Source organism: Deltaproteobacteria bacterium (assembly GCA_030654105.1).
GTDB lineage: Bacteria > Desulfobacterota > SM23-61 > SM23-61 > SM23-61 > JAHJQK01.
Map to the genome: position 1 here is coordinate 1 of JAURYC010000085.1, position 11,187 is coordinate 11,187.

The following is an 11,187-nucleotide window of genomic DNA, read 5'->3' on the forward strand; positions in this document are numbered from 1 at the left end:
TGCCGCCAAAGCGCCAATGCTGGCTAATTTATTGGATGATGGCTACATGGTAATACGAGATGGGATGTTACTGCCGACCCGTTCCGGCCTGGCCATTGCCGACCGCCTTGCCTTGATCTAAAAGGTAGCTTTGAACGCGCATATATTTTTTTTAGTAACAGCGCTTGCCAATACCCGTGGCGGCGAATATGGAGCAAAAAATCTGTCAGGCCGATAAGCAGTGAAAAACCGCCTTTTTCAGCAAACTGCGTCTCCCCGCCTGGAACTGGCAAATTATCGCGAAGTTAAAAAAGAAAATGAAAAGTGAAGGGTGATAAGAATGAATTATGGGGTTGAAATCATCTTTATAAACATGGAGGTAAGAATCGGATCAAATTGAGTCCCTGCCTTACCCTGAAGCTCTTGCAAACTCTCTTCTTGCCCCACCGCTTCTTTATAGGGCCGCCCATGGGTCATCACATCGTAGGCATCCACAATAGATATAATGCGGGAGATCAGGGGAATTTCTTCCCCTTTTAACCCTCGCGGATAACCGCTACCATCCCACCATTCATGATGAGCCAATATTGCCTCGGCAATCGGTGCCAATTCGGGGGAAGATCCAGCGATGCGATAGCCAATCTCCGGGTGCTTCCAGATCAACTCCCATTCTTCAGGCGACAAATTGCCCGGCTTAATGATGATCCCTTCGGGTATGGCAATCTTGCCGATGTCGTGCAGGGTAGCCAGCAGAGCTAAATCATCCAATTCGCTATTCGACAACCCGAAGGCCCGGCCAATCTGTAAGGCCAATTGTTGGATGCGATGGGTATGTTCTTCCGTTTCATGACTTTTTTCAAACAGGGTTCGGCGCAGAGAGGAAATGATGGAGGCGCGTACGCTTTTGCTCTCCAAAAGCTTACTCCGGTACATCCTTTCCTCAGCCTCTTTTAAGATGTCTTGAATATCCTGGTTCGGGTCCTCTTTGGTAACAGCTCCGAGAGCAATGCTGAGTTGAACTGGATCATGGCTGGCTTGGCTACAGGCTGTCCTGATACGCTCAACGATCCCCGTAGTTATTTTGTAGCTGGTCCTGGGTAAAAAAATAGCGAACTCATCCCCGCCCAGACGAGCAATTACGTCTTCCTTACGGCAGGATTCTTTGAAAATCACGGCGATGCGGGCCAGAAGCTTATCCCCTTCCTGGTGGCCGAAGGCATCGTTGACCAGTTTGAGACCGTTTATGTCTCCCATGATCACACTGATGGGCAGCTGCCTTTCCGTATTTAACCGTTTCACCTCTACATCGAAGTAGGGGCGATTAAACAGGCCCGTTAACTTATCGTGAAAACTCAAATAGCGAATCTGATCGTCTGCCCATTTCCGCTCGGTGATGTCTTCGAGGGTCCCCTCGTAAAACAGCATAACCCCGCTTGGGTCACGGATGGCCAACGCATTCAGCGAAATCCAGATTCTACTTCCGTCCTGGCGGTAAACTTCGGCTTCAAATCTTTGAGCGATCCCAGTTTCCTCTAACTTCTGCCGGAATTCTCGGTAGCGTTCCGGGTCTACAAAGTATCTTCGTTCGGTATTCACATTCTGGGTAATCAATTCTTCGGGAGAAGTGGAGCCCAGTATGTGGGCACAAGCTGGATTGGCTACGATAAAATGGCCATCAAGGGTAGACTGAAAGATCCCTTCCACCGCATTCTCAAAGATACTTCGATACTTCTCTTCGGCCCGCCTGAGCAAAACTTCTGCCCACTTTCGCTCGGTGATGTCGCTCATCATGCCGGTTACTCCTACTGGCTGGTCCCCGTCCAGTAACCGGCGGCTGGAAATACGTATATGGCGAATACTGCCTTCTTTATTCATAATGCGAAATTCATGGGAGATGATTTCACCGGCCAGGATTCTCTTCCAACTCCTTAAAAACTCGGATAAGTCTTCCAGGTAGACGAAGTTGGCCAAAGGCTTCCCCATCAATTCTTCCGCTTTGTAATAAATAACCTGTTCGATCACAGGGCTGATGAAAGTAAAACGCCCCTGGGTATCCAGGGAGAAGATCACATCATTGATGTTCTCCACTAAGCTACGGTATTTTTCCTCAGATCTTTGTAGCTCATTTTCTGCTCTACGTCGCTCCAGGGTGTTGACGAAAATTTCTCCAACCATCCGCAAAAATCCGATCATTTGTTCCGGCCAGGTTTTGGGCATTCGAATTGACTCGAAACCCAGGAACCCCACAGATTTTTTTTCGTAAACCATCGGAATAAAAATAGTGGATTGACATCCTTGGGCTTGGAAGATTTCCCTTTCAGATATTGCCTCAGGAGGAAGGTCGGAGATCCTGGGAATATGGATCATCTGGCCATTCAAAAGTCTTTCCATCATCCAAGGAAATTTTTCCACGGTCAACCCTTCGGGATGATCCATTTGCAAGGGAGAATCATCGGAACACCACCCATGGGTTCTATGAATTGTCTTTTGGTCATCAGAAAAAAGGTAAAGAGAACCGTGGTCCGCTCCCGTTGTTTCCCCGATCGTTTGCAGGACATCCTGGATCCCCTTGTCCACTTCAGCGGATTCCAAGTTGAAGAAGTGGGTCGAAATTTTCATAACGATTTTTTCAAAAGCTTCTCGGTCCTGCAAAAGGTCCTCCGCTAAAATTGCTTACTCATTTTTGGTTTCCCAAATTCCCTGGGAGGTTATTCCCCAAACAAAAAAACCAGATTCCCACTCTTTGGTTAAATCCACGGGGTATCCGGTCTCCTTGATTTTATTTCGGCAACCTGGCTATCCCTTAAACTCAGGACCCGTGGTTTTCCGCCCTCCGATTACTCGAAGTTTGGCTTTATCGATCGCTATTCTTTTCGGTTAAATACTGAAAATCTTTAATTCTTAATGGCAGAGCTTAGCATGTAGAAAAAAAGTAAGCAAGCACAATTATTTTCGTGCTCACCAGGGCTATGATTGTCTATTCTTCAAAATATTAAAGCTTTTTCAATGCTGAGGACATTCGATCGACGGCTTCGGCCAAGGTTTTTCGGGGGCAAGCAAAATTCAAACGAACGAAGCCTTCTCCTCCTTTTCCGAATTCCTCCCCATCGTTAAGGGCGACTTGGGCCTCTTTAAGAAAAAATTCAAAAGAATTTCCCGGTATCCCCGCTTCCTGGCAATCGAGCCAAGCCAAATAAGTTGCCTCCATCTGGGTCATCCGGACTCCCGGGAGTCGATCGGCAACCGACCGAGAAAGAAACTTTCTGTTTTCATTCAAGTAGGCCAATACCTGGTCTAACCATTCTTGCCCATCTCGAAACCCTGCCAGAGCAGCTACATGCCCCATGATGTTCACACCAGATATAATGCCCAGACTCGTTTTTTTCCAAATTTCCTGAAGCCCAGCGTTGGGGATGATGGCCAAACCACAATGAAGGCCGGCCAAATTGTAAGTTTTACTCGGGGCCATAAGGGTCACGGTGCGATCGGCTACTTCAGGGCTGAGGGTGGCAATGGGAATATGATGGTAGTTAGGATAGAGCAGATCACAATGGATTTCATCGGAGCAGATGATCAAGTTGTGGCGAAGGCAGATTTCCGCTATGTTCACAAGTTCTTCCCGGGTGTAAACCCGACCCACAGGATTGTGGGGATTACAAAGGATAAAAACCTTGGTCCGCTCCGTAATCTCTTTTTCGAAGGCCTCATAATCAATGCCGTAAGAATCACCTTGGCGGGTTAATGGAGGGTCGATGACAACCCGTCCATGGGCAATGGGATCTTTAATAAAATGGTGGTAAACCGGCGGCTGAACTAATACTCCATCTCCCAGGCCAGCGTAGGCCTGGAAAAATATATTGAGTCCGGTTACTAATCCAGGAAGAAAAAAGATTTCTTGGGTCTGAATTTCCCATTGATAGAGTTTTTTCATTCGTTCTTGGATTACCTGATACAATCCTTCGGTCGGGCGGGTGTACCCAAAGAAACCATGATCGATTCGCCGGTGGAGAGCCTGAAGGATGGGATCAGCAGAAATAAAATCCATGTCAGCAACCCATAAAGGCAGAACTCCTTCACCATATTTTTTCCATTTTATGCTATCGGTGCCCCTTCTCTCCCTTACTTGATCGAAATCATAATGCATTTTTTTCTCCTGGTCCATTCAAACTGAATTATGGTTCTCAACTTAAATCAATTATTATTTTCTCTTTGGAGAGTCAAGTCATTTCTTCTCACCCAACTCACACCAACTCACACCAACTCACAACTCACGCCTTTCTTGACAACTTTACCCTTCAATGTTAGCTTCTTTTCCAGGACATTATTCCCTCTAAAAGAAGCAGGAGGCCAAAATGAGTATAACGATAAATAAAACCCCTTTCCATAGCTGGCATAAGGGCCATGGAGGCCACATGGTTAATTTTGCCGGGTGGGAGATGCCCCTGAATTATCCCCTCGGAATCGTAGAAGAACATTTGGCTACCCGCAAATTCGGGGGACTGTTTGACGTTTCTCATATGGGAAGGTTTTTTTTTGCGGGGGAAAGAGTTCTGTCCTTTCTTCAGTATATCCTCACAAATAACGCCGCCGCTCTGGATCCAGGGGAAGCTCAATACACCATTATCGCCAACGATGACGGGGGTGCAATCGACGATGCCTATCTTTACCGAATGGAGGAAAATCAATATCTATTGGTGGTTAACGCTTCCAATGCGCAAAAAGACTGGGCCTGGTTTCAGGAGTATTTGAAGAAATTTTCCAAAGTTACCTTGGAAGACAAAACAGAAAAAATAGCCATGATCGCTTTGCAGGGCCCAAGATCAAAGGCCATCCTGCAAAATCTTTTGCAAGAAAGCCGTTCGATACTTCCCGATCCGGGAAGAAATCATCTGCGGTCAGCCATGATCGAGGGGACCGCGGTAACCATATCGAGAACAGGATATACAGGAGAACCTCTGGCGTTTGAACTTTTTTTCCCCGCGGATAAGGCGCTGGGGATCTGGGAGAAAATTTTTCATTTCGGCCAGAAGGAAGGGATTGTTCCAGTGGGCCTTGGCGCTCGAGACACACTGCGGTTGGAAGCCGGCCTCCCGCTCTTCGGTCATGAGTTCGGCCTTGACCCTGAGGGCAAGGAAATTCCCATCCTGTCTGTTGGCCCAGCAAAAATTGCAGTCAGTTTTTCTCCTGCGAAGGGAGATTACATCGGAAAGGAAGCCTTGTGGAAACAGTTTCAAGAACTCAAGAACCGGGAGGAGGGCCGCGTGGATCTTATTCCTGCTAATCCCCTGGTCGGGCGCAGGGTTCTACCAGCGGCCATGTTGTCCGAAGGGGTAGCCAGGCCGCAATTCCCGGTATATATAGATGATTCGCCCGTTGGCCATGTGATCAGCGGGACCATGGTCCCTTACTGGAAATTTGATGGAAAAGGAATCTACTCCACCATTACCCAGGCTACCGGCCGGAAAGCCATCGTCCTTGCCTATTTGGATGCCGAACTCAAAGATGGCCAGGCCATCAAAGTTTCCAGCAGAGGAAAATTCCTCACCGGCCAGGTGGTCAATAAAAATCTCAGTGCCGAGGCCCCTCCCTATGCCCGCCCTGTCCACGTCGAAGAAGTTGCTCCCCAAAAACCCCGGCCTAGGCAGCCTTTGGAATTTTCGGTTCAGACCTTGGTAAACAAAGCCATCAAAAACACTATCTGGAGGCAGAGGCAGACCATCAACCTCATCCCTTCGGAACAAACCCCTTCGCCCTTGGTAAAACTAATTTCCATCGCGGATCCCTGTTCCAGGTATGCCGAGCACAGACATTTTAAGACCTTAGGGGAGGCCGAAGTTTATTATTATCAGGGAACTTCTTTTATTGAAGAGGTCGAGGCTAGGCTTCACGAGGAGATGAGCCGATATTTAGGTTGCTCGATGGTCGAAACACGGGTGATCAGCGGGCAGATGGCCAATGCTGCCGTCTATAGTGCTCTTGTAGACTATCTCAATCGCTTCGACCGCAAATCCGAGCCAAGACGTTTAAGAAAGGTTATGAACCATCATATCGGGAGAGGAGGTCACCTCAGCTCCCAGCCCATGGGCGCTTTACGGGATTTTCTGTCGGTTGATCCGCAGACCGAGAGGCGGGCAGCAGTCAATTTTCCGGTACTGGACGAAAACCCTTACCAGATCGATCTCCCACGAACTGAAGAATACCTCTACCATCACAAACCCGAGCTGATTATTTTGGGAAAGTCTATGATTATTTACTGCGAACCTCTGAAAGAATTGCGCAGGATGGTTGAGGGGATGAAAGAAAAGCCCTTGATTATGTATGACATGGCTCATGTCCTCGGCCTCATCGGCCCGCATTTTCAGCAGCCTTTTCAAGAGGGAGCGGACATCGTTACCGGCTCAACCCACAAAACATTTTTCGGAACCCAGAGGGGAATCATCGGCAGCAATTTTGATGAAAAATCTGAAAACTACGACCTTTGGGAAGCCATCGCCCGCAGAACTTTCCCGGGAAGCCTCAGCAACCACCACCTGGGAACCCTTCTCGGCCTGCTCCTGGCGGCTTACGAAATGAACGCTTTTGCCGATGATTACCAGAAACAAATTATCGCTAATGCCAAATCCTTCGCTGCGGCTTTAAAAACTTATGGCCTGCAGGTTGAAGGAGATCCCCGTATCGGGTATACCGAAACCCACCAGGTGCTCCTGCGGGTCGGGTACACGTGTGGCCCCAAAGTGGCCCGCAGGTTGGAGGAAAATAACATTATCGTTAACTATCAAGCTTTGCCTGATGACGAAGGGTTTAGCGCCAGCAGCGGCCTGCGCATGGGCGTCCAGGAGATGACCCGCTTCGGCATGAAAGAAAAGGATTTCCAAGACCTCGCGGGGTACCTGGCCGATTCAATCCTGAAAAACCGCCCTGTGGCTGAGGAAGTCAGTCGTTTCCGATCCCGTTTTACGCAAATGCATTATTGCCTGGATGATGAAAAAGCCCGTCCGTTAATCCAGGAGCTTTTGAGCGTAGTGATCGAATAAGTAGTTCGAATTCCACCTCACCCCTCCCTACTCCCTTCTAACTGCTTTCCTGGGGTCCGGAGGCGGATGTAAACCAGTTCCGGAGGAGACCCCAGGCGCATGGGAGGGCCCCACGTCCCTACTCCCCGGCTGACATACAAATAGCTTTTCCCTCGTTGATGTATCCCCGGAGTGAAGGGATAGATCATTCGGGAAATAAAGATGATGGGATAGAGTTGTCCCCCATGGGTATGCCCGCTCAACTGGAGACCAATCCCGGAAGAGGCTACCTTTTCAAATTGAATGGGCTGATGATAAAGCAAGATAGAAGGTTTCTTGGCGTCGAGTTGTAAAAGGAGCTTATCAAAGTCCGGCAATAGATTTCCCATCCTGCGGGAACCTGTCGGGTCATCGACCCCCAATAATTGCAACCCTCCAGGCAATAGGGCTTTCTCATTGCGGAGCACAGAAATCCCAGCTTTTTTCATAATGGCCACCGCCCTGTCCACCCCGGCGTAATACTCATGATTTCCCGTAACAGCAAAGACTCCCTGGCGACTCTTGAGGCGAATAAGAGGTTTGGCCATCTCTTCCATATGGGATACCCCTTCGTCCACCAAGTCGCCAGTGATAACTACCACATCGGCTTGAAGTTCATTAATGCGATCTACGATCTTGGAAAGTTTGCCGTTCTCCGTAAGCACCCCGTAATGAATATCCGAAACTTGAACCAGAGAAAAACCATCCATTTCAGGGGGTAACCCTCTAAGGGGAATTTCCAGCCGGGTCACTCGAAGGTTACGGGCTTCCCCCAAGGCGTACCCCCCGATCATGAGAACTCCGGCTGAAATACAAGCCACCAGGAATCTACGGTAGAACAAGGATTGCCCGGCAAGAAGCCTTGGGCTAAAAGGGAATATCTTATAAAGGATAAAAATCAGGTCACTCCCTAAAGCCAGGATGAAAAGATATAGGGATAAAGCCATCCAGATGGATGAAATGAGGGTTAGATGATAATTGAATGAATTAAAATCATATCTGGCCAAAATCCTGGCGAGGGGGAAAGAGATTACCAAAAGGATGAAAATCAGGCCCACTCTTCTGCGCAGACGCCGGGTTGGTTCTGCCAACCGGACAAACCAGGTATAAAGGTAGTAATGGGCCCCGCCATAAACCGATAAAACCACCGAGAAAAAAATTGCAAAACTCGTCCACTGCGGCATGTTTGTTAAGCTCCCCTTTGGTTTTCTCGCCAACCACCTGCAAGACCTCGCGGCCGACCCCAAAGTAGAAACTAATCCCTAACTGAATCGGCCTATAATGAATCTTGCCTATTCTATTGTAATTATATCCAGGTTTTCGCTTTTTGTTAATGATAAACATGAGGGAAAATTCATTTTGTCATAGACGCCAAATAACATTTTAGGTAGAATGACAAAAAAATTCTTCCACGGGACAGATTATGGAAAGAAAACAGATCATCTCCGAGTTCATGGAAATTGCCGAGCGCCCGTTTATATATCTCAAGAACTGGAAAACACAAACGGGGAAAAAGATTCTCGGCTATTTCTGCACAAACACCCCGGAGGAAATCATCCAGGCTGCGGGCCTCCTCCCCGTTCGCCTCTTGGGTTCGAAGGAAAGCATATCCCTGGCAGCGAAACATCTCCAGAGCTATAGCTGTTCTTTAGTTCAAAGTAGTTTGGAATCAGCCCTACGGGGAGATTTAAACTTTCTCGATGGGACGGTCTTCCCCCATACCTGCGATTCCATTCAGCGCCTCTCGGACATCTGGGCGGAGAACCTTGGTTTTCCTTTTCACTGGGACTTGGTATTGCCGGTGAAGTTGCACACGGAAAGCGCCAGGATTTACTTGATTCAGGAATTACACCGTTTTTGCCAGGGGCTGCAAGAATTCACCGGCTGTCCTATCTCGGATGAAGACCTGCGTTCTTCCATCGTTCTGGCCAACGCCAACCGTTCATTCCTCAGGGAGCTTTACCGGATTAAAAACCGCAATGCCAACCTGTTTTCCGCAGCCGAGTTCTCAGCCATTGTCAAGACCGCCACGTTATGGCCCAAAGATGGGCACAACGCCAAGCTGGAGTGGTTGCTTTCTTGGGCAGAACAGAGTCACCCCGTTGCCAATGCTGGAGTACGTTTATTTATCGCTGGGAGTGTTTGCGATCAGTTCCCATTGTTTAACCTTTTCGATACTTGCGGAGTTTCCATCGTCGGAGATGATCTATGTACAGGATGGAGGTATTTTTCCGCAGATGTTTCTGTGACAGGAAACCCTATCGAAGCGCTGGCTGACCGCTTGATCAGAAAGGTACCCTGCCCTTGTAAATACAACCCCGGCCTTGATCGGGGAACGGACTTGCTCCAACGAGTGGAACAATCTCACGCCCAAGGGGTCGTATTTCTTCTTCTCAAATTCTGTGACCCCCATGCCTTTGACTACCCCTACCTGAAAAAGAGACTCGATGAAAGAAACATACCCAGCTTGCTCCTGGAGATCGAGCCGGGGGGATTGCCTCTGGGGGCGATTGAGACTCGTTTGCAAGCATTTGTCGAGACGTTGGAATCTTAAGCAGCAAATCACAAGCATCAACTAACAAACAACTTCCAATGGCCGAAATTCAATATCTCGAACGATTAATGATCTCGTAAAAAGTCAGAAAAGCCGTCACTCCTGCGAAAGCAGTCCGCCTCAGGCGGACAGAACTACTTGAATTAACTGGATTCCCGCTTTCGCGGGAATGACGCCAATGGGACGAAAAGGATTTTTTACGAATCCACCAACGATTTGATCTTGGATAATGGAATTTTTTTGTTTCGGCCATTGAAGTTTTGTAGTTTGAAATTTATTTGGGACTTGAAATTTATGATTTGGAATTTTTCTTAAGCCCGCTAAGGAGGTCTAAATGGTCGAAGAGGAAAAACGCAAAGAGAAAAATCGGTTACGCGCCTCCCAAAAAATGAAGGAGTTAATGACCCGCTACTATATTGGCGCCAAGATGGCCGAAGGAACCGATAAGAAGATTGCCTGGATTTCCAGCGGGGGCCCGGTAGAATTCCTCATCGCCGCCGACATTATTCCCATTTATCCGGAAAACCATGGAGCCATGCTGGGTGCTTCCCGCATGTCCGTCGAACTTTGTGAGGTTGCGGAAAGTCTCGGTTATTCCCGGGACCTCTGTTCCTATGCCCGGGGGGACATTGGCTCGGCCCTGACCAAAAAGAGTCCCATCGGAGGGTTGCCCCGACCGAATTTTCTTCTGGCCTGCAATAACATATGCGGGACAGTCTTGAAATGGTACCAGGTCTTGAGCCGCTTTTTTGACGTTCCTCTCTTTTTCCTCGACACGCCATTCATTCATCACAAACTAATCCCAGAAAGCATCATTTACGTTCGCCGGCAGTTTGAAGAATTAATCGCCTTTATCGAAATACAAACCGGCAAAAAGTTTGACCGCCACCGCTTGGGTGAGGTGGTCCGTTATTCGGGACAATCGGCTATCCTCTGGAAAGAAGTTCTGGACCAGTGTGCCCACCGCCCTTCTCCCATGAGTTGCTTCGATGCCTTCATCAACATGGCTCCAATCGTTACCTTGAGGGGGACAGAAGAAGTGGTACAATTTTACCGGGATATGAAGGAAGAACTTGAAGAACGCATCACCCAGGGAATGAGCGCCGTGCCCGAAGAAAAATTTCGCCTTCTCTGGGATAATATTCCCATCTGGTATAAGATGCGGGAGCTTTCCGAACTCTTCTCTTCCTACGGAGCCTGTTTGGTTGCGGACACTTACACCAGTGCCTGGGTCTTTGAAGGGATGGACACGTCAGACCCGCTGGAAGGTTTAGCCCAGGCTTATACGACCGCCTATCTGAATATCAGCATTGACCTTATGGTCGAGCGAATCCTGGATTTACTGCAACGCTTCGGCGTGGATGGCCTGATCATTCATTCGAATCGCAGTTGTAAACCTTATTCCCTGGGGCAATACGATATTCAGAGACTCATCTATCAGAAGACAGGGACCCCCAGCCTGGTTATCGAAGCGGATATGACCGATGCGCGCGTTTATTCCGACGCTCAGGTAAAAACTAGGATAGAGGCCTTTATGGAAACACTACAGAACCGGCAGTACATGGCGGCCGTATAAACCGAAGTAGGACGCAGATTTGCGCC

The 11,187-nt window shown here is 48.4% G+C and carries 6 protein-coding genes and 1 riboswitch; of the genes, 3 read left to right on the forward strand and 3 right to left on the reverse strand.

The features are described from left to right. Positions 1-324: 324 nt before the first annotated feature. Together Q7V48_03230 and Q7V48_03235 are read right to left on the reverse strand one after the other, a co-directional pair. Positions 325-2,631 (reverse strand): PAS domain S-box protein, encoded by a 2,307-nt coding sequence (locus Q7V48_03230; GenBank protein ID MDO9209748.1) that lies wholly within the window; start codon positions 2,629-2,631, stop codon positions 325-327. 131 nt (positions 2,632-2,762) lie between these two features. Then, positions 2,763-2,842: riboswitch (cyclic di-GMP riboswitch) on the reverse strand. 129 nt (positions 2,843-2,971) lie between these two features. Further along, positions 2,972-4,123, reverse strand: a complete 1,152-nt coding sequence (locus Q7V48_03235; GenBank protein ID MDO9209749.1) for a PatB family C-S lyase — start codon at positions 4,121-4,123, stop codon at positions 2,972-2,974. Between the two features lie 208 nt (positions 4,124-4,331). Here Q7V48_03235 and gcvT point away from each other — a divergent pair, with 208 nt between their 5' ends. Next, positions 4,332-7,013 (forward strand): glycine cleavage system aminomethyltransferase GcvT, encoded by a 2,682-nt coding sequence (gene gcvT, locus Q7V48_03240; GenBank protein ID MDO9209750.1) that lies wholly within the window; start codon positions 4,332-4,334, stop codon positions 7,011-7,013. 17 nt (positions 7,014-7,030) lie between these two features. On the opposite strand, the gene Q7V48_03245 is transcribed toward gcvT, so the two are convergent. After that, the gene (locus Q7V48_03245; GenBank protein MDO9209751.1) at positions 7,031-8,215 is read right to left on the reverse strand and encodes a metallophosphoesterase; all 1,185 of its coding nucleotides are present in this window, start codon (positions 8,213-8,215) and stop codon (positions 7,031-7,033) included. Between the two features lie 239 nt (positions 8,216-8,454). Here Q7V48_03245 and Q7V48_03250 point away from each other — a divergent pair, with 239 nt between their 5' ends. Together Q7V48_03250 and Q7V48_03255 are read left to right on the forward strand one after the other, a co-directional pair. Then, positions 8,455-9,585 (forward strand): 2-hydroxyacyl-CoA dehydratase family protein, encoded by a 1,131-nt coding sequence (locus tag Q7V48_03250; protein ID MDO9209752.1) that lies wholly within the window; start codon positions 8,455-8,457, stop codon positions 9,583-9,585. 334 nt (positions 9,586-9,919) lie between these two features. After that, positions 9,920-11,161, forward strand: a complete 1,242-nt coding sequence (locus Q7V48_03255) for a 2-hydroxyacyl-CoA dehydratase family protein (GenBank protein MDO9209753.1) — start codon at positions 9,920-9,922, stop codon at positions 11,159-11,161. Positions 11,162-11,187: the final 26 nt, after the last annotated feature.